The sequence below is a fragment of the Actinotalea sp. JY-7885 genome, assembly GCF_014525465.1.
Lineage (GTDB): Bacteria > Actinomycetota > Actinomycetes > Actinomycetales > Cellulomonadaceae > Actinotalea.
The window spans coordinates 1-20,409 of the sequence record NZ_JACEXH010000010.1; the positions used below are offsets into that span (position 1 = coordinate 1).

Consider the following 20,409-nt stretch of genomic DNA (forward strand, 5'->3'; position numbering starts at 1 on the left):
GGCGGGGCCGGCGCGGCCGCCCCGCCCGCGCCGCGGGCGAGCCCGTGGTCGCGGCGGCGGGGACGGCGAGCGGTGCCTCGGACGGAGCGGTCGCGGTCATGGCGGGTTCCTTCACGTCGGGGCCGGGCTCAGGAGCCGGCGGTGGAGGACTCGACGAAGGTCGGGTCGATGACCTCGTCGGCGGTGGGCGAGGCGTCGAGGTAGCCGAGCCCGTGCATCTGCTCGGCGAGCGCCTCGACCTGGGCGCGGTACTCGGCGTCCAGGGACCAGCGCGGCCAGATGTTGCCGATCGCCGTGTCGACCACGGCGGCGTCGAGGCCGAACTGCTCGACGACGCCGCTCGACCACGCCTCGGGGTCGGCGAGCATCGCCTCGGTGGCCTCGATGTGCGTGTCCACCACCGCCTGCACGAGCTCGGGGTCCGAGTCGATGAGGCGCTGCGTGGTGACCAGGCCGATGTTCACCTTGCCGACGGGCGTGTCGTAGGGGGAGACGATCTGGTGGGCGCCGTCGAGCATGGCGATGGAGGGGCCGAGCTCGGCGCTGGCGAAGGCGTCGATCTGCCCGCTCGCGAGCGCGTTCGCCATGTCGGAGAACGGCAGGTTGACGAGATCGAGCTCCTCGATGTCGACGCCGTGCTCCTCGAGCGTGAGCCGCAGCAGGATCTCCTGCGACGCGCCCTGCGGGTAGCCCACGGTGCGTCCGACGAGGTCGGCGACCGAGGTGATGTCCGTCGTGCCCACGATGTTGGACCCGCCGTCGGCGGCCGCCGCGACGACCACGACGTCCTGGCCCGCCGCGACACCGGAGAGCGCGGACGGCACACCCGTGACCCCGAAGTCGACGTTGCCGCTGACCACGGCGTTCTTGATGTCGGGGGAGGTGTCGAACTGGACGACCTCCACCTCCATGCCGTCCGGGAGGAAGTCCTTGTACAGGAACGGGGCGAACAGGTGCGGCTGGCCCTTGAGGGTCCCGACGGTGACGGTGCCCGTGGCGCCGTCGGGCTCGTCGGCCCCGGCGGCCGCGCAGCCGCCGAGGCCGGCCAGTGCGGCGACGGCCAGGAGGGCGGTGGTGGGCCGCAGTCGTGCGGTCGGTCGTGCGGTCATGATGATCTCCGGTCGGGTGAGGGGTGGGAGCAGGTCCGGGCGCCGGGCGGTGCCGGTCAGGTGGTGCCGGTCAGGTGGTGCCGGGACGGTCGCGACGCCGGCGGTGCGCGCGCCAGCCGCCGGCGGCCGTGATGTCGGGCTCCTCGCCGGTCAGCGCGCCCGTGAAGCCGACGACGGCCCGGCCGTCGGCCAGCCGGACGCGGCCGAGCGCGAGCGGCGCGTCGACGGTGGTGAGCAGGGTGCCGAGCGCCGCGGGGGAGAGCAGCCACTCCTCGCCGGGCAGCGCCGCACCCGCGCCGGCGGCGGTCCGGACCACCACCGGGCGCAGGCCGTCCGCGGCCAGGTGCATGGCGTAGTCCGGCGCCGTCGTGACGTCGCCGACGAAGCGCGCGCCGAGCTCCTCGAGCTGGGGGTTGCGCGGCTCCCCGCGCAGGTGGGCGCCGAAGACGACCACCGGGACGCCGCCGCTGGGGTAGGGCTCGGGCGGGAGCCCGGCCTCCCCGGCGAGCACGGCGGCGAGGTCGAGCCCGACCTGGTCCTCGAACCCGCGGGTCACCACGGTGACGCCGAACAGCCCGCCGTCGGCCGTGCCGCCGGGCACCGCGACCGCGGCCATGCCGAAGAGGTTCACGAAGTTCGTGTACGTGCCGAGCCGCGCGTTGACCCCGAGCGGGTCGGCCGCGACCGCGGCGAGCGTGGGGTGCTCGGGCGCGGTCGGGACCAGCAGGGCGTCGTACCCCGCGAGCGCCGCCAGGGACTGCGCCCGCAGCGCGCGCAGGCGCTGCTGGTCGCGGACGACGTCGGCGCCGATGACGGTCCCGGCGCCGCGGGCGATCGTGGCGACCGACGGGTCGGCGTGCTCGGGGTGCGCGGCCAGGAAGTCGCCGAAGGCGGCGTAGCGCTCCGCGACGAGCGCGCCGTCGTAGAGCAGTCGCGCCGCGGCGAGCAGCGGCGTGAGGTCGATCTCGCCGACGCCGGCGCCGGAGGCCTCGAGCCGGCCCCGGGCCGCGGCGAACCGGGCCAGCGCCTCGGGCGAGAGGCCTGCCAGGTCGGCGGCACGGGGCACGGCCACGCGGGGTGCCGCGGGTGCGGCGAGCCGGACGTCCGCGGGCCAGGTGCTGGAGGCAGGGTCGGCGGAGGCGGGGCCCGTCATGACCCGGATCGCCGCGGTGGCCAGGGCCAGCGTCGGCGCCAGGATGCTCACGCAGTCGTACGACGCGCACGCCGGCACGACGCCGTCCTTGGGGACGAGACCGAAGGTCGGCTTGATCCCCACCACGCCGTTGAAGGCGGCCGGCACCCGGCCGGAGCCCGCGGTGTCCGTGGCGACACCGATGTCGACGACCCCGAGCCCCACCGCGGCGCCGGACCCGGCGCTCGAGCCGCCGGAGACGCGGTCGGGCACCAGGGCGCTGCGGACGGCGCCGTAGGGGCTGCGCGAGCCGGTGAGGCCGGTGGCGAACTGGTCGAGGTTCGTCTTGCCGAGCAGCACGGTCCCGGCGTCGAGGAGCCGCTCGACGGCGGTGGCGGTGCGCTCCGCGATCCGCTCGAAGTCGGGGTGGCCGGCCGTCGTGGGCAGCCCGGCCACGTCGATGTTGTCCTTGACGGCGAGGACCGTGCCGGCCAGCGGCAGGTGCTCCCCGGCGGCGAGCCGGGCCTCGACCGCGGCGGCGTCGGCCAGGGCGTCCGCCTCGGGTCGCAGGGTGATCCAGACCTCCGGGCGGTCGACGGCGGCGAGGCGCGCATAGGCGTCGAGCACGCGCTGCGTGGGGGAGGGCCGCACGTCGTCCGGCGCGGTCGCGGGTGCGGGGGTCAGGGTGCTCACCGGGCGTCCCGTCCGTCGAGGTGGCCCATCCGTGCCATGGCGAGCGCGTGCGCCGCCCGCTCCACGACGACGTCGCGCGAGGAGCCGACGTGCGCGTGCAGGGCGTCGAGCGCCGTGGTCAGCCGCCCGGCCAGGACGTGCTCGGCGATCTCGACGTGCTCGTCGACGGTCGCCCGCATGCGGTCGGTGGTGAGGTAGTCGTACATCCGTACTCCCCTGATCTTCTGGTTGACCTGGGCGAGCGCCGCGGTCAGGGCGTGGTTGCCGGAGCTGTCCAGCAGCACGGCGTGGAAGCGCTCGTCGACCGCCACGAAGCCGGCGGTGGGCGCCGGGGGCGTGTCGCGCATCTCGTGCCAGCGGGCGAGCTCGGCCTCCAGGCGGGCGCGGTCGTGCCGGACCGTGGGGTCCTGCACCGCGCGGCGGATGCCCTGCAGCTCGAGGGTGATCCGCAGCTCGTAGAGCGCGGCGAGGTCGGCGAACGTCGGCATGTAGACGTACAGCCCGCCGCCGCGCTTCTCGAGGAGGCCGTCGGCGAGGAGCCGGGTCAGCGCCTCGCGGACCGGCGTCCGCGACACCCCGAACAGGTCGGCGAGCCGCTCCTCGCCCAGGCGCTCCCAGGGCGAGAAGCGTCCGCTGACGAGCTCGTCCCGCAGCGACTCGTACACCTGCTCGCGGCGCGAGCGACGGGCCTGGGGGCCCGTATCCACGCGTGTGCTCATGCCTGGATACAGTTCTGGATCCGTGTTTCGGGAGCGCCGCCGCGGGGTGAACGGGGCGTTGCCACGTGTCACGGTCCTGTTTCGTGCCGGCTCACCCGGACGGCCGAGCCGCCGGCCGGGCGCGGGTGAAAGAGGGGGTGAGGTGCCACGGCGCGGCTCGTTCCCGGCCGGGCCGCGTCGCTAGGTTCGCTGTGTGCACCGCTTCCACGCCCCTCCCGGATGGCCCACCCCGCCGACCGGCTGGTCGCCGCCCTCCGGCTGGCGGCCGGACCCGGCCTGGCCCGCGCCGCCCGCCGACCACGTCTGGTGGGTCGACGACCTCGCCGACGGCCCGGTGCCGGCGGCGCCCGTCCGGAGGGAGCCCGGGCCGACGGCTCCACCGCCCGGCATGCACGTCCCGGCGCTGGTCCCGGACGAGCCGGACGACGCGCGCGCGGCGGTGCCGGTGCGCCGGGTCCAGGCCGAGCCGGCCGGGGCCGAGCGGACGTTCACCTCGACGCGCGCCGTGGCCGAGTCGGACTGGGCGCTGTACCACCGGGCCACCGACGACGCGGTGCCGCTGCCGGCCCCGGGAGCCCCCGGATGGGCGGAGACGGTCATCGGCCCGGACGGCACCGTGACGTTCGTGCCCCGCGGGGTCGCGTGACGCCGGGGACGGTCTGAGCCGTCCCCGCCCCCGTCAGCGCGTGGACGCCGCGGCGGCGAGGGCCGCCTGGAGTCCCGCGACGTCCGTCGCGCCGGTCGTGAAGGACCGCACGGCGGCCGCGACCGCGTCGAACGTCGCGAGCGCGACGGCGCCGTGGGTCAGCGAGCCGACGACGGTGCTCTCCCGGAACGAGGCCATCGCCGAGCGCTGGTAGGGGCCGAAGTCCGCCGGGTCGGCGTCCGTGCGCGCCGGGATCGAGCCCTTCGCGCGGCTGAAGGCCGTCTGCCCCTCGCGCGACGCCACGGTCTCGAGCCAGGCCCGGGCGCCGTCGGGGTTCCGCGCCCCGACGGGCAGGGTGAAGGAGTCGGCGAGGAAGTCGAAGACGCCGTCGGTCCCCGGTACGGGGAAGTGGACGACGCCGGTCCCGACCTCCCGGCCCGCGCCCTCGAACGCCGGCAGCGCCCAGTCGCCCATGACCGTGAAGGCGGCCTGGCCGTCGATCACCCGCTGCGTGGCGTCGGGCCAGTCGAGCTGGTCCCGGTCGGGGTTCGTGAGGCTCAGCAGGGTGCGGAAGTCCTCCAGGGCGGCCGTGACCTCGGGGCCGCGCCAGTCGGTCGTGCCGTCCCACAGGCCGGTGTAGGCCTCGGCCCCCAGGCCCGCCAGGAGCACGGTCTCCAGCAGGTGCACCTGGGTCCACGTCGTGCCCACGGCCAGCGGCGTGACGCCCGAGCGCCCGACGGTCTCGAGAGCCGCCACCCACTCGTCGATCGACGCGTACGTCGCGTCGGGGTCGAGGCCCGCCGCGGCGAGCACGTCGGGGTTCGCCCACACGACGTTCGCGCGGTGGATGTTCGAGGGCACCGCGTAGATGTCGCCGTCGACCGTGAGCGTCGCCACGAGCTCGGGCGGCAGCACGTCGCGCAGGCCGAGCTCGTCGTAGAGGTCGGAGAGGTCCTCGAGCCGCCCGCCCTCGGCGTAGTCGGCGAGCTCCGCGCCGGCGTGCGCCTGGAAGGTGTCCGGCGGGTCCTGGGCCGCGAGCCGCGAGCGCAGCAGGTCCTTGGCCGCCGTTCCCGCCCCTCCGGCCACGGCGCCGTCCACGAGCCGCACGTCGGGGTGCTGGGCGGCGAAGACCCCCACGACGGCGTCGAGGCCGCGCTTCTCGGAGCCGCTCGCCCACCACGTGAAGACCTCGACGCGGGAGGTCGCCTCCGGCGCCGCGACGGTGCCGCCGGCGGCGCAGCCCGCGAGGAGCAGGGCGGCGACGGCGGCAGCGATCAGCCGCGCTGTGCCTGACCTGCGCATGGGCTCCGCCTTCGTCGCCGTGTGCCGACCGCGCCAGGCTATCCTCGGGCGTGGCCAACGAGCGGGTGCCGCCAGGCTCCCAGACCTCTCTGCGCGAGGCCAACCGCGCCCGCATCGTGACCGCAGTGCAGCAGCAGGGTGCCATCACGCAGGTCGAGCTCGCCGGCCTCACCGGCCTGTCCGCCGCGACGATCTCCAACATCGTCAAGGAGCTCGCCCAGGCCGGCGTCCTGAGCACCGCGCCGACGTCGCGCAGCGGCCGCCGCGCCCAGCTCGTCACCCTGGCCCGCAACCTCGGCCTGCTCGCCGGCGTGCACGTCGCGGAGCGCTCGATGCGCGTGGCGCTGGGCGACGTCACCCAGCGCGTGCTCGCCGAGCAGCGGCTGCCCCTGCCGCCCGAGCACCGTGCCGACGAGGGCCTCGACCGCGCCGCGATGCTGGTGGAGGAGATGGTCGACTCGCTCGGGGCCGCGCCGGGCGAGGTCCTGGCGCTCGGGGTGGGCGTCCCCGCGCCGGTCGACGTGCGTACCGGCCGCGTCTCGGGCGTGGGGATCCTGCGGGGCTGGGACGGCGTGGACGTCCCGGCCGTGCTCTCGCACCGCCTCGGCGTGCCGGTCCGCGTGGACAACGACGCCAACCTCGGCGCGCTCGCGGAGGTCCGGCTGGGTGCGGCACGCGGACGGTCCCACGTCGCCTACCTGCGCGTCTCGCACGGCGTGGGCCTCGGGCTCGTGCTCGACGGACGCGTCTTCCACGGCCGGGTCGGCGCGGCGGGCGAGCTCGGTCACCTCGTCGTCGACGAGGGCGGGGCGCCGTGCCGGTGCGGCAACGACGGCTGCCTGGAGGGCGTCGTCGGCTCGAGCGCCGTCGTGCGGCGCATCCCGGAGCGGCACCTGACCCTGCGGGACCTCGTGGTGCGCGCGCGCGAGGGCGACGAGGGCTGCCGGGCGGTGGTCGCGGACGTCGGGCGCCGGCTCGGCGCGGCGATGGCGGGCGTGTGCACGCTCCTGGACCCGGAGATGATCGTGGTGGGCGGCGAGCTCGCGCACGCGGGCGAGGTGCTGCTCGGCCCGCTGCGCCGCGAGGTCGAGGAGCGCGCCCTGCTCTCGACGGCCGGTCCCGTCGAGGTGGTGGTCGCGACGCTCGGCGACCAGGCCGAGGTCCGCGGGGCCCTCGCGCTCGCGGTCGACGCGGCCCAGCTCGCGGCGCCCGTGCCGATGGCGGTCCGGTGAGGCGCGTCGCCCGGTGCGTCGGGCTGGTCGTGGCCGCCCTGGCCCTCGCCGCCGGCTGCACGGTGCAGCCGGGCGCCCCGCCGTCGTCCGACGCACCGGGCGCCACGATCGCCCTCCTGCTCCCGGAGTCGAAGACCTCGCGCTACGAGGGCATCGACCGGCCGGTGTTCGAGCAGGTGGTGGCCGAGCGCTGCGCCGACTGCGACGTGCTCTACGCCAACGCCGGGCAGGACGCCGCGCGCCAGCAGCAGCAGGCCGAGTCGGCGCTCACCCAGGGAGCGGACGTCCTCGTGCTCGGCGCGGTCGACGCGGCCGCCGCGCAGAGCATCGTGGTGGCGGCCGCCGACCGTGGCGTCGCGGTCGTCGCGTACGACCGGTTCGTCGCCGGCGCCCCGGTCGACTACTTCGTGGCGTACGACGCCGCCCGCGTCGGGCAGCTCCAGGGCGAGGCGCTCGTGGCGGCCGTCGGGCCGACGGCTCCCGGCGAGGGCGTGCTGCTCGTCCACGGGGCGTCGACCGACCCGAACGCCGCCGGCCTCAAGGCCGGGCTCGCCGCGGCGCTCGAGGGCTCGGGACTGACAGTGCTGGCCGAGTACGACACGCCCGACTGGAGCCCGGACAAGGCCCAGGAGTGGGTCCAGGGCCAGCTGACCCAGTACGCCGGCCGCGTCGTGGGCGTCTACGCCGCGAACGACGGCACGGCGGGCGGCGCGATCTCGGCGATGCGTGCCGCGGGGATGGACCCCGTCCCGCCCGTCACGGGCCAGGACGCCGAGCTCGCCGCGGTCCAGCGCATCGTGGCCGGTGACCAGCACATGACCGTCTTCAAGGCCATCAGCCAGCAGGCGCGCACCGCCGCCGAGCTGGCGGTGCGGCTGGCCCGCGGCGAGACGCCGCAGGCGACCGTCCAGGTCGGCGGCGTGCCGTCGATCCTCCTGGCTCCCGTGGCCGTGACCCGGGACCAGGTGGCCGACGTCGTCGTGGGCGGCGGCGTGCACAGCACGGAGGAGATCTGCGTGGAGCCGTACACGGACGACTGCCGGGCCCTCGGGCTGCTGGACGCGGGGGCGGGCTCGTGAGCGCCGTCGCGGAGCACCGCGCGGGTCGCGCACCCGGCGCGGACGGCCCGGTGATCTCGCTGCGGGGCGTCTCGCACAGCTTCGGCGCGGTGCGGGCCCTGGTGGACGTGGACCTGGACCTGCACGCGCACGAGGTCGTCGCGGTCGTCGGCGACAACGGCGCCGGCAAGTCGACCCTGGTCAACGTCCTGTCCGGCGTGCTCGTGCCGGACGCCGGCGAGGTCGTCGTCGAAGGGCGCGAGACCCACCTGCGCTCCCCGGGCGTGGCGCGCCAGCTGGGCATCGCGACCGTGTTCCAGGACCTGGCGCTCTGCGAGGACCTCGACGTCGTCGAGAACCTCTTCCTCGGCCAGGAGATCCGCCGCGGGCCCCTGCTCGACGAGGTCGCGATGGAGCGCGAGGCGTACCGCCTGCTCGCGCTGCTCGCGGCGCGTGTGCCCTCGGTGCGCGCGCCCGTGCGTGACCTGTCGGGCGGGCAGCGCCAGGCGGTCGCCATCGCGCGTGCCCTGCTGGGCGAGCCGCGTGTGCTCGTGCTCGACGAGCCGACGGCGGCGCTCGGCGTCACGCAGACGGCCGAGGTGCTCACGCTCGTCGAGCGCGTGCGCGAGCGCGGGTACGGCGTCGTGCTCGTCAGCCACAGCATGGCCGACGTGCAGGCCGTCGCGGACCGCATCGTCGTGCTGCGCCGGGGGCGCCTCAACGGCGACTTCGACGCGGACCGCACGAGCTACGAGGAGATCATCGCGGCGATCACGGGCGCGAGCCCCGTCCGGCGTCGTCGGCGGCAGGAGGACGTATGAGCACGGGCACCTGGACGACCGCCGGCGTGGTCGGTCGCCGCCCCGTCGGCGCTCCCGTCGGACCCCCGCCGCTCGGGTGGCGGGACCGCGAGCCGGGCTCGCTGCCCGTCGTCGTGGGGCTGGTGGTCCTCGCCCTCGTGTTCCAGGCGTTCAACAGCAACTTCCTGTCGAGCGACAACCTCGTCAACCTCACGCTCCAGTCGGCGACGACGGGGGTGATCGCCCTCGGCGTCGTGCTGGTGCTGCTCGTGGGCCAGATCGACCTCTCGGTCGGCGCCGTCAGCGGCCTGGCGGCGGCGGTGGTCGCCGTCGGCTTCGTCCAGGCGGGGTGGCCGCTGTGGGTGGCGGTGCTCGTCGCGGTCGCACTCGGGGCCGCCGTCGGCGCGGGGTACGGCTGGCTCTTCACCCGGCTCGGCGTCCCCAGCTTCGTCATCACGCTCGCCGGCCTGCTCGTGTGCGTCGGCCTGCAGGTGCGCGTGCTCGGCACCACCGGCTCGATCAACCTGCCCTACGAGTCCTGGCTCGTGCGGTTCAGCCAGCAGACGTTCCTCGCGCCCGCGACGTCGTACGCGCTCGCGGCGCTCGTCGTCGCCGGGTACGCAGCCACGCTCCTGGTCGGACGCCGGCGCCGCGTGGCCGCCGAGCTGCCCGCGGAGGGCCTGCGGAGCATCGCCGCGCGCACGGCGGTGCTCGCGGCCTGCCTCGGCCTGGCCACCTGGTACCTCAACCAGAACCGGGGCGTCGGCGCGATGTTCGCCCTGTTCCTGGTCCTCGTGCTCGCGGTGGACGTGCTGCTGCGCCGGACCCGGTGGGGCCGCTCGGTGCGGGCCGTGGGGAGCAACCCCGCCTCGGCCCGCCGCGCCGGGTTCGCCGTGCGGCGCGTGTACGTGTCGGTCTTCATGGCGTGCACCGCGCTGGCGGCGCTCGGCGGCGTCCTGTCCGCGGGCCGGCTCGCGGCCGCGAACCAGGGGACCGGCGGGTCGGACGTCAACCTCACGGCCATCGCCGCCGCCGTGATCGGCGGCACGAGCCTGTTCGGCGGCCGGGGCAGCGCCTGGTCGGCGGTGCTCGGCGCCCTGGTCATCCACTCGATCTCGAGCGGGCTGACGCTGCTCAACCTGGACGCGTCGATCCGCTACATCGTGACCGGTGTGGTGCTGGCCCTGGCCGTGACGATCGACGCGCTCTCGCGCCGGCGGGTCACCGCCGTGCCGTGAGCGCGCGGCTCAGCGGAAGACGATCGTGCGGTGCCCGTCCAGCAGGACGCGGTGCTCGGCGTGCCACCGCACCGCGCGCGCGAGGGCGCGGCGCTCGACGTCCTGGCCCAGCGCCACGAGGTCCTCGACCCGCTTGCTGTGGTCGACCCGCTCGACGTCCTGCTCGATGATCGGGCCCTCGTCGAGGTCGCCGGTGACGTAGTGCGCCGTCGCGCCGATGAGCTTGACGCCGCGGTCGTGCGCCTGCGCGTAGGGGCGCGCGCCCTTGAAGCTGGGCAGGAACGAGTGGTGGATGTTGATGACGCGCCCGCTCAGGGTGCGGCACAGGTCGTCGGACAGGATCTGCATGTAGCGGGCCAGGACCACGAGCTCGACGTCGAGCTCCTCGACGAGCGCGAGCAGCCGCGCCTCGGCGGCGGCCTTGGTGTCGCGCGTGACCGGCACGTGGTGGAACCCGATGCCGTAGAAGGCGGCCACGTCGGCCAGGTCCGTGTGGTTCGAGACCACCGCGACGATGTCGACCGGGAGGCCCTCGGACTGCTGGCGGAACAGCAGGTCGTGCAGGCAGTGCGCGGCCGTGGAGACCATGACGAGCGTGCGCATCCGGCGGCCCGCGACGTCCAGCCGCCACGTCATGGCGAACTCGTCGGCGAGGTGCGTCAGGGCGGCCCGCAGGTCCGCCTCGGGGGCGGACGCCTCGACCTGCACGCGCATGAAGAACAGGCCCGTCTGCGGGTCACCGAACTGCTGGGACTCGGTGATGTTGCCCCCGTGGGCGGCGAGCAGCCCGGCGACCGCCGCGACGATGCCCGGCCGGTCCGGGCAGGACAGGCTGAGCACCCAGTGCGTGGGGGCTGTCGGCGGAGCCGGATCGGGCGACGTGGAGGTGCTGGTCACGGGCCCGAGGCTACCGGCCGAGGCGCCGCGTCTCGCCAGCGGAGCGTCGCGGGCACGTGCCCGCGCCCGGATGGGAGCATGACCGGCATGAGCGAGCCCGAGGTGAGGATCGACGTCGTCGGCGACGAGGCGGCAGGTGAGCTGCTGACCGTGCGGCGTGCCGCCTTCGTCAGCGAGGCGCAGCTGTACGGGGACCCGAACATCCCGCCCCTGACGCAGACGCTCGACGAGCTCCGCGCCGACCTCGCCGACCCGTCGGTGGTGACCCTCGGTGCGTGGCTCGGCCACCGCCTCGTCGGGTCCATCCGCATCGGCCAGGAAGGGACCAAGGCGACGCTCGGCCGGCTCGCCGTCGTGCCCGACATGCAGGGCAAGGGCATCGGGACGGCCCTGCTCCTCGCCGTGCCGGAGCGCCTGCCGGCGGACACCTCCGAGCTCTGGGTCTTCACCGGCCAGGACTCGGTCCAGAACCTGCAGATGTACACGAAGCACGGCTACGAGCACCAGTACGACCAGGCGGCGGGGGACCTCACGTACGCCTACCTGCGCAAGATCCTGGGCGACGACGCGGAGGCGGTCGCCGACTGATCCTTGCGCGCCGGTCGCCGACCGGCGCCGCGCCGCCCCGACGGCGGCCCCCCGCCCGCCCCCGCACCGCCGCGCACCCCGCTGCTGCGAGGCGTCGGCGCGTCCTAGGTTGCGCGCCTGACTAGTCAGTCGTACTGTCTAGCCATGGACGAGGTGCGCTGGCCCGGGGAGTGGCTGCGGGGCGTGCTGTCGCTCTGCGTCCTCGCCGTCGTCGCGGAGGGCGAGACCTACGGGTACGCCGTCGCCCAGCGCCTGCAGGCCGCCGGTCTCGGCGCGATCAAGGGCGGCACGCTGTATCCCGTCCTGACCCGGCTCGAGGAGGACGGCCTCGTCACCTGCGCGTGGCGCGAGGGCGACGCCGGCCCCGGGCGCAAGTACTTCGCCGTCACCGACGCCGGGCGGGCCGAGCTCGCCCGTCGCGTCGCCGACTGGACCACCTTCACCCAGCGGGCCGTGGGCCTGCTCGACCCCGAGGGAGCGCGACGATGACCACCGAGGTGCGGGCCTACCGTGACCAGCTCCTGCTCGAGCTCCGCCTGCGCGACGTCCCCGGCCCGCGGATCGCCGAGGCGCTCGCCGAGGTGGACAGCCACGTCGCCGAGACGGGCGAGGGTGCCCTCGAGTCGTTCGGCCCGCCGCGCGCCTACGCCGACGAGCTCGCCGTGAGCCTCGGCCTGCCGGCTGGACGCGGCTGGTGGCGCACCATGCGAGCCGGGTTGACGTGGCGCGAGGCCCTCGTCGCCGCCGGTGCGGCGGCGGTGTCGTTCGCGGGCACGTGGCTGCTCCTCGACGGCGCCGTGGGCCTGGCGGACGGGGAGCCGGCGGTCGGGGGCCAGCCCGCGCTCGGGGTGCTGCTCGCGGGCCTCGCGCTGCTGGCGGCTCTCGCCGGCGGCGTGGTCCTGCGGACGCGTGCCGCGGCCGACCCCGTGCTCGACCCGCGCACGGGCCGCGACATGGCGCCGCGCGTCCCGCTGTGGGCCTGGCTCGTCGTGTGCGGAGGGCCCGTGGCGCTGCCGCTCGCGGCGGTGGCGGTCCGGCTGCTCACGGACTGAGGTCGCTCGTTGCTAGCATGACCCGGGTCGCGACTGGCGCAGGTGGGTCACCACCAGGGAGCGACGCAAGCATCAGACTTCGGGTCGTACGCCTGGGCCCCGGGTCACCACACCCTGTCGTGTGCGTGCCCGGACCGAGCCGGGGCCACCACGCACCCCTGATGCCGAGGAGAGTCCCATGAGCTCCGACCGAACGCTCGACCAGCCGCTGTCCGAGCTGGACCCCGAGATCGCCGCCGTCCTCGACGGTGAGCTGGCTCGCCAGCGCGACACGCTCGAGATGATCGCGAGCGAGAACTTCGTGCCCCGCGCGGTCCTGCAGGCCCAGGGCTCCGTCCTGACGAACAAGTACGCCGAGGGCTACCCGGGCCGGCGGTACTACGGCGGCTGCGAGCAGGTCGACGTCGCGGAGACCCTCGCGATCACGCGGGCCAAGGAGCTCTTCGGCGCCCAGCACGCCAACGTCCAGCCGCACTCGGGGGCCACGGCGAACGCGGCGGTCATGCACGCGCTCGCGAACGCGGGGGACCGGCTCCTCGGCCTCGAGCTCGCGCACGGTGGCCACCTCACGCACGGCATGAAGATCAACTTCTCGGGCAAGCTGTACGACGTCGGCGCGTACGGGGTCGACCCCGACACGTTCCTCGTCGACATGGACGTCGTGCGCGAGCGGGCCCTCGAGCACCGCCCGCAGGTCATCGTCGCGGGCTGGTCGGCGTACCCGCGGCACCTCGACTTCGCCGCCTTCCGCGCGATCGCCGACGAGGTCGGCGCGCGCCTGTGGGTCGACATGGCGCACTTCGCGGGCCTGGTGGCCGCCGGCCTGCACCCCAGCCCGGTGCCGCACGCCGACGTCGTCTCCTCCACCGTCCACAAGACGATCGGCGGCCCGCGCTCGGGCTTCATCCTCACCACGGACGAGCTCGCGAAGAAGATCGACTCCGCCGTCTTCCCGGGTCAGCAGGGCGGCCCGCTCATGCACGTCATCGCCGCCAAGGCCGTGTCCTTCAAGATCGCCGGCACGGCGGAGTTCCGCGAGCGCCAGGAGCGCACCCTGGAGGGTGCGCGGATCATCGCCGACCGGCTCTCGCAGCCCGACGTCGCCGGTGCCGGGGTCTCGGTCCTCACCGGCGGCACGGACGTGCACCTCGTGCTCGTCGACCTGCGGAAGTCCGACCTCGACGGCCAGCAGGCGGAGGACCTCCTGCACGCCGTCGGCATCACGGTGAACCGCAACGCGGTGCCCTTCGACCCGCGCCCGCCGCGCGTGACGTCCGGCCTGCGGATCGGCACGCCGGCGCTTGCGACGCGCGGCTTCGGCGCGACGGAGTTCACCGAGGTCGCCGACCTCATCGCGACGGCCCTGGTGCAGGGCCAGGCGACGGACGTCGACGCGCTCGCGGCGCGTGTCGCCCGCCTGACCGAGGCGTTCCCGCTCTACCCCGGCCTGCAGCAGTGACCGCGCGCGTCCTGGACGGGACGGCGACGGCCGCGGCCATCAAGGCGGAGCTGACGACGCGCGTCGCCGCGCTCGCCGAGCGCGGCGTCCGCCCGGGCCTCGGCACGCTGCTCGTCGGGTCGGACCCGGGCTCCACCTGGTACGTCAACGGCAAGCACAAGGACTGCGCGGAGGTCGGCATCGCGTCGATCCGCGAGGACCTGCCCGAGACCGCGACGCAGGAGGAGATCGAGGCCGCCGTCGAGCGCCTCAACCGGGACCCGGCGTGCACGGGCTTCATCGTCCAGCTGCCGCTGCCGAAGGGCATCGACACCAACCGCGTGCTCGAGCTCGTGGACCCGGACAAGGACGCGGACGGCCTGCACCCGACCAACCTCGGGCGCCTCGTGCTGCGCGTCAACGAGGCGGTCACCTCCTCGCTGCCCTGCACGCCGCGCGGGATCATCGAGCTGCTCGAACGGCACGGCGTCGAGCTGAACGGCGCGCACGTCGTCGTCGTCGGGCGGGGCACGACGGTGGGCCGCTCGATCGGGCTGCTGCTCACGCGGCGCGCGGTCAACGCGACGGTCACCCTCACGCACACGGGCACGCGGGACCTGGCGTCGCACACCCGCACGGCCGACGTCGTCGTGGCGGCGGCGGGCGTGCCCGGCATCATCACGGCCGACATGGTCAAGCCCGGCGCCGCCGTGATCGACGTCGGCGTCTCGCGGGTCACCGACCCGGCCACCGGCACGACCCGCGTCGCGGGCGACGTGGACCCGGGCGTCGCCGAGGTCGCGGCGTGGCTCTCGCCGAACCCGGGCGGCGTCGGGCCGATGACGCGCGCGATGCTGCTGGCGAACGTCGTCGACGCCGCGGAGGCGGCCGCCCCCGCCTGACGCGATGAGTTCCGGACGGCCCGCTGGTCATCATCTCCGGCGGGTCCGTCCGGGACCCGGGGAGAGGAGACCGTCATGGGAGACGTCCGACCGCACCTGTGGTTCAGCTCGGGTGCCGAGGAGGCGGCGGAGTTCTACGCCGCGACGGTGAAGAACTCGGCGGTCACGCGGGTCGCGCGGGCGCCCGAGGGGGTCCCGGGGGTCGAGGGCGGCGTCGCGTTCATCGTCGACTTCGTCCTGGACGGGATGCCCGTGACCGCGATCAACGCGGGTCCGCAGTTCCGGCTCGACGAGGCGTTCTCGTTCTACCTCACCTGTCACTCGCAGGAGGAGGTGGACCACTACTGGGAGGCGCTCGCGGCGGGGGGCGGTGAGCACAGCGAGTGCGGGTGGCTCAGGGACCGCTGGGGCGTCTCGTGGCAGGTCGTCCCGGCGCAGCTCGACGACATCATGGCCGGCCCGGACGCCGAGGGCGTCAACCGCGCGATGCAGGCGATGCTCGGCATGGGCAAGCTCGACATCGCGGCGCTGCAGGCCGCGTACGACGGCCGCGAGGTCAGTGCTCCGACGGCGTGACGGCGTCCGCGGCGTCGTCCGGCGCGGTGGCGTAGGTGAGGCAGAAGGGGTGGCCGGCCGGGTCCGCGTAGACCCGGAAGCCCGGCTCCTCCCACGGCAGCCGGCGGGCCCCGAGCGCCAGCACCTGCTCCTGGGCACGCTCGATGTCCGCGACCTCGATGTCCAGGTGGAACTGCTGCGGGACGGTCGGGTCCGGCCACGTCGGCGGCACGTGGTCCGGCGCGTGCTGGAACGAGAGCACGCGCCGGTCGGGGCCCGCGCCGGGCGGGCCGAGGTCGATCCAGCCCCCGTCCTCGCGCACGATCTCCAGGCCGAGGACGGCGGCGTAGAACTGCGCGGCCGCGCGCGGGTCGACGCAGTCCAGGACCACGGTCTCGAGGCGTCCGATCATGCGCCCATGCTGCTCGCGGCGCGTGACGAGCGCCACCCCTGACGGCGCCCCGACCCGTCGGGGGCGTTTGGTTGGATGGTCCGGTGCTGAGCATCGCGACCGTCAACGTCAACGGGATCCGCGCCGCCGTGCGGCGCGGCATGGACGCGTGGCTCGCGTCCCGGCGGCCCGACGTCGTCCTGCTGCAGGAGGTCCGCGCGCCGCAGGAGTCCGTCGCGGACGCGTTCGCGCCGGGGGAGTGGGACCTCGCGCACGCGGAGTCCGAGGTCAAGGGGCGCTCCGGCGTCGCGATCGCGTCCCGGCTGCCGATGCGTGCGGTCCGGATCGGCCTCGACGGCACCCTCGACGTCCCCGGCAACACCGGGCGCTGGGTCGAGGCGGACCTCGAGCTGCCGGCGGGGCGCACGCTGACCGTCGTGTCGACGTACATCCACTCGGGCACCGTGGGCACGCCGTCGATGGCCGAGAAGTACGGCTTCCTCGAGCGGGTGACCGCGCGGCTCGCCGAGCTGCGGGCCGACGGCGGCCTCGCCGTCGTGGCGGGCGACGTGAACATCGCCCACACGGAGGCGGACATCAAGAACTGGAAGGGCAACGTCGGCAAGGCGGGCTTCCTGCCGGAGGAGCGCGCCTACCTCGACCGCTGGTTCGACGCCGGCTGGGTCGACCTGGGCCGGCGCCTGGGCGGCGACGGCCCGGGGCCGTACACGTGGTGGTCGTGGCGCGGCAAGGCGTTCGACAACGACGCCGGCTGGCGCATCGACTACCAGATCGCGTCCCCCGAGCTCGCGGCCGCCGCGGTCAAGGCCGAGGTCGACCGCGCGGCGACGTACGACGCGCGCTTCAGCGACCACGCGCCGCTGGTCGTGGGCTACGACGTCTGAGCCCCGGGGGCGTCAGCCCGTGCCGCCGCGCAGCGCGGTGATCGGCTCGATGCCGGCCGCCTTGAGCGCCGGGTAGGTGCCCGCCCCGAGCCCGATCAGGCCGCCCAGGAGCGAGGCCCCGATGGCCACGAGCGGGTCGAGGATCGGCGTCCACTCCTTGCCGAGCGAGACGGCCACGACGACGAGCACGCCGATCGCGGCGCCGATGAGGCCGCCGAGGAGGCCGATCACCATGGACTCCGCCAGGAACTGGTTGCCGATGTTGCGCTTGCTCGCCCCCAGGGCGCGGCGCAGCCCGATCTCGCCGATCCGCTCCCGGACGGAGAGCAGGGTGATGTTGGCGATGCCCAGGCCGCCGACGAGCAGGGCGACCGCGCCCAGGGCCAGGAAGATCGCGTCGATGTCCGCCTGGACGTTCTCGCGGACGGCCGACGCCGGGGGCGGCACCTGGACCTCCAGCGAGTCCGGGTTGTTGGGCGCGAGCGCCAGCGGGGCCTGGTCGCCCACGACGGGTCCGGCGCCGACGGCGATCGTCGCGTGCGCCTGCTCCAGGCCCTGCAGGCCGAAGACGGCGCGCGCGGTGCCGACGGGCAGGATCACGGCGTCCAGGAGGTCGCTGCGGCGCTTGACGTCGTCGATGATGCCGATCACGGTGAACGAGCGCTCGCCGATGAAGATGGACGGCTGACGGTCCACGCGGTGCACGCCCAGGCGGGTCGCGGCGCGCGACCCGAGCACCACGACGCGGTCGGCGCGCTCGTCGTGGCCGGCGTCGAAGTACCGACCCGTGACGACCGAGCCGCGGACGGCGTCGAGCAGGCCGGGGCTGGTGGCCCGGACCTCCGGTGACGCGAGCGTCGGCGCCGACGGGTCGTTGACCGGCACGGCGGTGATGGTCGCGCCGTCGACGTCGACCGGTGCGACGGCGCCGGCCGCCTCGACACCCGCGAGACGCCCCAGGCGGTCCTCGACGTCCCACGGGATGGTGCCCGCGGCGCGCTCACCGCCGGCGGTGCGCGCCGTCGCGGGCTCGACGACGACCTGCGTCGCGGCGACCGCGTCGAACTGGGCGGCGATCTGCCCGGCCGCGGTCTGGGCGAGGCCGACCGTCACGACCAGCGACCCGACGCCCAGCACGGTCCCGATGATCGTCAGGACGAGGCGCCCGGGGCGGGCACCGATGCCGTGGGCGGCCTCGTTGACGAGGTCGCGCAGGCCGAACCGGTCGCCCTTGGGGCCGCGCGGCACGACCGACGTCGGCCGACGGCGCCCGGCGCGGGCGAGCAGGCGCCGGGGCAGCGCCGTCAGCGGAGCGATGCCCGCCATCACGCCACCTCGGTGAGCAGGCCGTCGGCGATCCGGATGCGCCGCTGGGCGCGCGCGGAGACGCCGGGGTCGTGCGTGATGACGACGAGCGTCAGGCCGTCGGCGTGGAGCTCGTCGAACAGGTCGAGCACGCCCGCGGAGTTCTCGGAGTCGAGGTTGCCCGTCGGCTCGTCCGCCAGGAGCACCGCCGGGCCCGCGACCACCGCGCGGGCCACGGCCACCCGCTGGCGCTCGCCGCCGGACATCACCGTGGGCAGGAAGTCGAGGCGGTGGTTGAGCCCCACCCGGTCGAGCGCCGCCAGCGCGCGGTCGCGGCGCTCGGCGCGCGGGACGCCGCTGTACAGCGTGGCGAGCAGGACGTTGTCGAGCACGCTGCGGTGCGGCAGCAGGTGGAAGGACTGGAAGACGAAGCCGATGCGCCCGCCGCGCAGCGTGGCGCGGTCCTCGTCCGAGGCCTGCCCGGTGGCGAGCCCGTCCAGCAGGTAGTCGCCCTCGGTCGGCCGGTCGAGGAGGCCGAGGATGTGGAGCAGGGTCGACTTGCCGGACCCGGACGGCCCGATGATCGAGACGTAGTCGCCCCGCTGGACGCGCAGGTCGACCGACTTCAGGGCGCGGACCGGCTCGGTGCCCGGGAACGTCCGGCTCAGACCCCGGAGCTCGATGACCGGCGGCTCGACCCCGGGCTCCGGTTCGGGCGCGGTGACGTCGAACAGCTCGACGACGCTCATCCGTCGCTGCCCTCGTCCTCGGCCTCGTCCGGCGACTCGGTCTGGCCCGCGGCGGTCACGCCAACGACCACGCGGTCACCCTCCGCGAGAGTGCCGTCGATCGCGGTGACCTCGACGAAGCCCGCAGCGGCGAGTCCGGTCTGGACCGTGACGAGCGTCGACTCGTCGCCGGACAGGACCTCGACGCGCGCCTCGCCGCCGGGGCCGGCGGTCAGCGCCGCGGTCGGGACGGCGAGGACCTCGCCCTCCGTCGAGCCCACCTCGATCGTCATCCGCACGTTCGCGCCCTGGAGCTGTCCGCGCTGCTCGTCGGTCAGCGCGTCCGGCACGACGACCAGGCGCATCCGACCGTCCGCACCGGCGCCGCCGGCGCCGCCGCTCTCGCCGCCGCCCTCGCCCTCGCCCTCGTCGCCGTCCTCGCCCTCCGCGTCGGCCGGCGGTGTGCCGATCGACTGCACCGTGCCCGGGATCTCGCTGCCGTCGGGCATCGTGATCGTCGTCACCGCGCCCACGGGGACCAGCGCCGCGTCCTCGGCGGAGACGTTCCCGGCGATCTGCAGCGTCGCGCCCGACACCTTCGCCACGGGAGCACCCTCCACCGTCGCGCCCCGGCGCACGTCGACGTCGTCGACCCGGCGAGGGAGGTTGGACAGGAACACGACCTCGGCCGCGGGCAGCGGCGTGATGACGTCCTCCTGGGCCCGCGCCAGCTCCTCGCGGGCGTCGTCGAGAGCCCGCTGGGCGGAGGCGAGGGCGGCGCGCTCCTCGGCCGCGTCGGGGGCGGCGAGCCCCTCCTCGCGGGCGGCGACCGCCTGGGCGAGCATGCCCTGGGCCTCGACGACGGCCGTCGGGTCGCACGGGGACTCGGGCGTCCCGCCGCCCTCGCAGGCGGCCCGCGCCTGGTTCAGGCGGGCCTGGGCGGTGTCGGCGGCCGTGTCGAGCGCGATGCGCTCGGACCGCTTGATCCCCGCGCCCGCGGTGGCCACCGCGCGCTGCGCGGCGCCGACCTGCTCCTCGGCGGCGCGGACGCCGTCGCGGGCCGTCTCGACCGCCTCCTGCGCCTCCTCGCCCCCGGTGGGCACCTCGTACCCGGCGCGCTCGTAGAGGGCCTGGACGGCGGCGGCGGTCTGGGTGTCGTAGGCGTTCGACGCCACGTCACCCGGGTTCAGGCCGAGCGAGGCCAGCGCGGCCTTCAGCTGGAGCACGTCCGGACCGGAGACGCCGACGCGCAGCGTGCGGTACACCGGCAGGTCGCCGGGCAGGAGGATGACGGGTCGTCCGGCGATCTCGAGCATGACGTCGCCGGCGTTGAGCGTCGCACCCACGGCGGGCACCCGCCCCGTGACGACGGCGGTCCCGCCCAGGTCGCCGGCCTCGATGGTCACGTCGACCGGGTCCTCGTAGACCACGTCGCCGCGCAGGACCACGTCGTTCTCGAGCTCCTTGAGCTCGACGGGGACGGTGATCGGTCCCGGCTCGGGCGGCGCCGCGTTGGCCGCCGCGTCGGCAGGGGAGACGATCAGCTGGCTGAGCCCCAGGCCCGCACCCAGGCTGACCACCGCGGTGAGCGCCATGATCCAGATGGTCCTCGTGGACCCGCTCATCTTCGGTGCCTTCATCGCCCTGCCCCTCGTCGCTGCGCGCCGTGCGCGTCGTGTCGCGTGCTCGTCGTCCGTGTGGTGCCGGTGGCTCGTGTCG

Annotated in this window: 21 protein-coding genes and 1 riboswitch; of the genes, 12 read left to right on the forward strand and 9 right to left on the reverse strand. The window is 75.4% G+C overall.

What is annotated here, in order from left to right:
* Positions 1–128 precede the first annotated feature (128 nt).
* The 3 genes from IDM29_RS02115 to IDM29_RS02125 form a co-directional block, all read right to left on the reverse strand.
* The gene (locus tag IDM29_RS02115) at positions 129–1,109 is read right to left on the reverse strand and encodes an ABC transporter substrate-binding protein (RefSeq protein ID WP_188037152.1); all 981 of its coding nucleotides are present in this window, start codon (positions 1,107–1,109) and stop codon (positions 129–131) included.
* Between the two features lie 70 nt (positions 1,110–1,179).
* Positions 1,180–2,934, reverse strand: a complete 1,755-nt coding sequence (gene atzF / locus IDM29_RS02120; protein WP_220457964.1) for an allophanate hydrolase — start codon at positions 2,932–2,934, stop codon at positions 1,180–1,182.
* Complete coding sequence (locus IDM29_RS02125; RefSeq protein ID WP_182111940.1) at positions 2,931–3,653, reverse strand: GntR family transcriptional regulator; 723 nt, start codon at positions 3,651–3,653, stop codon at positions 2,931–2,933. The genes atzF and IDM29_RS02125 overlap by 4 nt, the downstream gene beginning before the upstream one ends.
* A 388-nt stretch (positions 3,654–4,041) precedes the next feature.
* Here IDM29_RS02125 and IDM29_RS16960 point away from each other — a divergent pair, with 388 nt between their 5' ends.
* On the forward strand, positions 4,042–4,299 hold the full coding sequence (locus IDM29_RS16960) for a hypothetical protein (RefSeq protein WP_223147861.1): 258 nt from the start codon (positions 4,042–4,044) through the stop codon (positions 4,297–4,299).
* Between the two features lie 33 nt (positions 4,300–4,332).
* On the opposite strand, the gene IDM29_RS02135 is transcribed toward IDM29_RS16960, so the two are convergent.
* On the reverse strand, positions 4,333–5,601 hold the full coding sequence (locus IDM29_RS02135) for an ABC transporter substrate-binding protein (RefSeq protein WP_182111938.1): 1,269 nt from the start codon (positions 5,599–5,601) through the stop codon (positions 4,333–4,335).
* 50 nt (positions 5,602–5,651) lie between these two features.
* On the opposite strand from IDM29_RS02135, the gene IDM29_RS02140 reads away from it, so the two are divergent.
* Genes IDM29_RS02140 through IDM29_RS02155 form a run of 4 tightly spaced genes read left to right on the forward strand, consistent with a single transcriptional unit; the run spans position 5,652 to position 9,929 of the window.
* Positions 5,652–6,833: an ROK family transcriptional regulator gene (locus IDM29_RS02140; protein WP_182111937.1), complete on the forward strand. Its 1,182-nt coding sequence runs from the start codon at positions 5,652–5,654 to the stop codon at positions 6,831–6,833.
* The gene (locus tag IDM29_RS02145) at positions 6,830–7,912 is read left to right on the forward strand and encodes a substrate-binding domain-containing protein (RefSeq protein WP_182111936.1); all 1,083 of its coding nucleotides are present in this window, start codon (positions 6,830–6,832) and stop codon (positions 7,910–7,912) included. The genes IDM29_RS02140 and IDM29_RS02145 overlap by 4 nt, the downstream gene beginning before the upstream one ends.
* Entirely contained in the window at positions 7,909–8,712 is an 804-nt protein-coding gene (locus IDM29_RS02150) for an ATP-binding cassette domain-containing protein (protein ID WP_255491624.1), read from the forward strand. The genes IDM29_RS02145 and IDM29_RS02150 overlap by 4 nt, the downstream gene beginning before the upstream one ends.
* Complete coding sequence (locus tag IDM29_RS02155; protein ID WP_182111935.1) at positions 8,709–9,929, forward strand: sugar ABC transporter permease; 1,221 nt, start codon at positions 8,709–8,711, stop codon at positions 9,927–9,929. The genes IDM29_RS02150 and IDM29_RS02155 overlap by 4 nt, the downstream gene beginning before the upstream one ends.
* 9 nt (positions 9,930–9,938) lie before the next feature.
* On the opposite strand, the gene purU is transcribed toward IDM29_RS02155, so the two are convergent.
* The gene (purU, locus tag IDM29_RS02160; RefSeq protein ID WP_182111934.1) at positions 9,939–10,826 is read right to left on the reverse strand and encodes a formyltetrahydrofolate deformylase; all 888 of its coding nucleotides are present in this window, start codon (positions 10,824–10,826) and stop codon (positions 9,939–9,941) included.
* Positions 10,827–10,913: 87 nt separating this feature from the next.
* Here purU and IDM29_RS02165 point away from each other — a divergent pair, with 87 nt between their 5' ends.
* The 6 genes from IDM29_RS02165 (at position 10,914) to IDM29_RS02190 (ending at position 15,382) form a co-directional block, all read left to right on the forward strand.
* Complete coding sequence (locus IDM29_RS02165) at positions 10,914–11,414, forward strand: GNAT family N-acetyltransferase (protein ID WP_182111933.1); 501 nt, start codon at positions 10,914–10,916, stop codon at positions 11,412–11,414.
* Between the two features lie 144 nt (positions 11,415–11,558).
* Positions 11,559–11,903 (forward strand): PadR family transcriptional regulator, encoded by a 345-nt coding sequence (locus tag IDM29_RS02170; protein ID WP_182111932.1) that lies wholly within the window; start codon positions 11,559–11,561, stop codon positions 11,901–11,903.
* Positions 11,900–12,466 carry a hypothetical protein gene (locus IDM29_RS02175; protein WP_182111931.1) on the forward strand — a complete coding sequence of 189 codons (567 nt, stop codon included), beginning with the start codon at positions 11,900–11,902 and terminating at the stop codon, positions 12,464–12,466. Before IDM29_RS02170 ends, IDM29_RS02175 begins: the two co-directional genes overlap by 4 nt.
* Positions 12,467–12,485: 19 nt before the next feature.
* Positions 12,486–12,571: riboswitch (ZMP/ZTP riboswitch) on the forward strand.
* 73 nt (positions 12,572–12,644) lie between these two features.
* Positions 12,645–13,925, forward strand: coding sequence for a serine hydroxymethyltransferase (gene glyA, locus IDM29_RS02180; RefSeq protein WP_182111930.1), 1,281 nt, complete (start codon positions 12,645–12,647; stop codon positions 13,923–13,925).
* Positions 13,922–14,806 (forward strand): bifunctional methylenetetrahydrofolate dehydrogenase/methenyltetrahydrofolate cyclohydrolase, encoded by an 885-nt coding sequence (locus IDM29_RS02185; RefSeq protein WP_182111929.1) that lies wholly within the window; start codon positions 13,922–13,924, stop codon positions 14,804–14,806. Before glyA ends, IDM29_RS02185 begins: the two co-directional genes overlap by 4 nt.
* 75 nt (positions 14,807–14,881) lie before the next feature.
* Complete coding sequence (locus IDM29_RS02190; protein WP_182111928.1) at positions 14,882–15,382, forward strand: VOC family protein; 501 nt, start codon at positions 14,882–14,884, stop codon at positions 15,380–15,382.
* Here IDM29_RS02190 and IDM29_RS02195 read toward each other — a convergent pair.
* Positions 15,363–15,773: a VOC family protein gene (locus IDM29_RS02195; protein WP_182111927.1), complete on the reverse strand. Its 411-nt coding sequence runs from the start codon at positions 15,771–15,773 to the stop codon at positions 15,363–15,365. The genes IDM29_RS02190 and IDM29_RS02195 overlap by 20 nt on opposite strands.
* Positions 15,774–15,856: 83 nt before the next feature.
* On the opposite strand from IDM29_RS02195, the gene IDM29_RS02200 reads away from it, so the two are divergent.
* The gene (locus IDM29_RS02200; protein ID WP_182111926.1) at positions 15,857–16,657 is read left to right on the forward strand and encodes an exodeoxyribonuclease III; all 801 of its coding nucleotides are present in this window, start codon (positions 15,857–15,859) and stop codon (positions 16,655–16,657) included.
* Between the two features lie 12 nt (positions 16,658–16,669).
* Here the strand turns inward: IDM29_RS02200 and IDM29_RS02205 are convergent, their stop codons facing one another.
* Genes IDM29_RS02205 through IDM29_RS02215 form a run of 3 tightly spaced genes read right to left on the reverse strand, consistent with a single transcriptional unit; the run spans position 16,670 to position 20,315 of the window.
* A complete protein-coding gene (locus IDM29_RS02205) occupies positions 16,670–17,983 on the reverse strand; it encodes an ABC transporter permease (protein WP_182111925.1) in 1,314 nt (437 codons plus the stop codon).
* Positions 17,983–18,711, reverse strand: coding sequence for an ABC transporter ATP-binding protein (locus IDM29_RS02210; protein ID WP_182111924.1), 729 nt, complete (start codon positions 18,709–18,711; stop codon positions 17,983–17,985). Before IDM29_RS02210 ends, IDM29_RS02205 begins: the two co-directional genes overlap by 1 nt.
* Positions 18,708–20,315, reverse strand: coding sequence for a hypothetical protein (locus IDM29_RS02215; protein ID WP_255491622.1), 1,608 nt, complete (start codon positions 20,313–20,315; stop codon positions 18,708–18,710). The genes IDM29_RS02210 and IDM29_RS02215 overlap by 4 nt, the downstream gene beginning before the upstream one ends.
* Between the last annotated feature and the right edge of the window lie 94 nt (positions 20,316–20,409).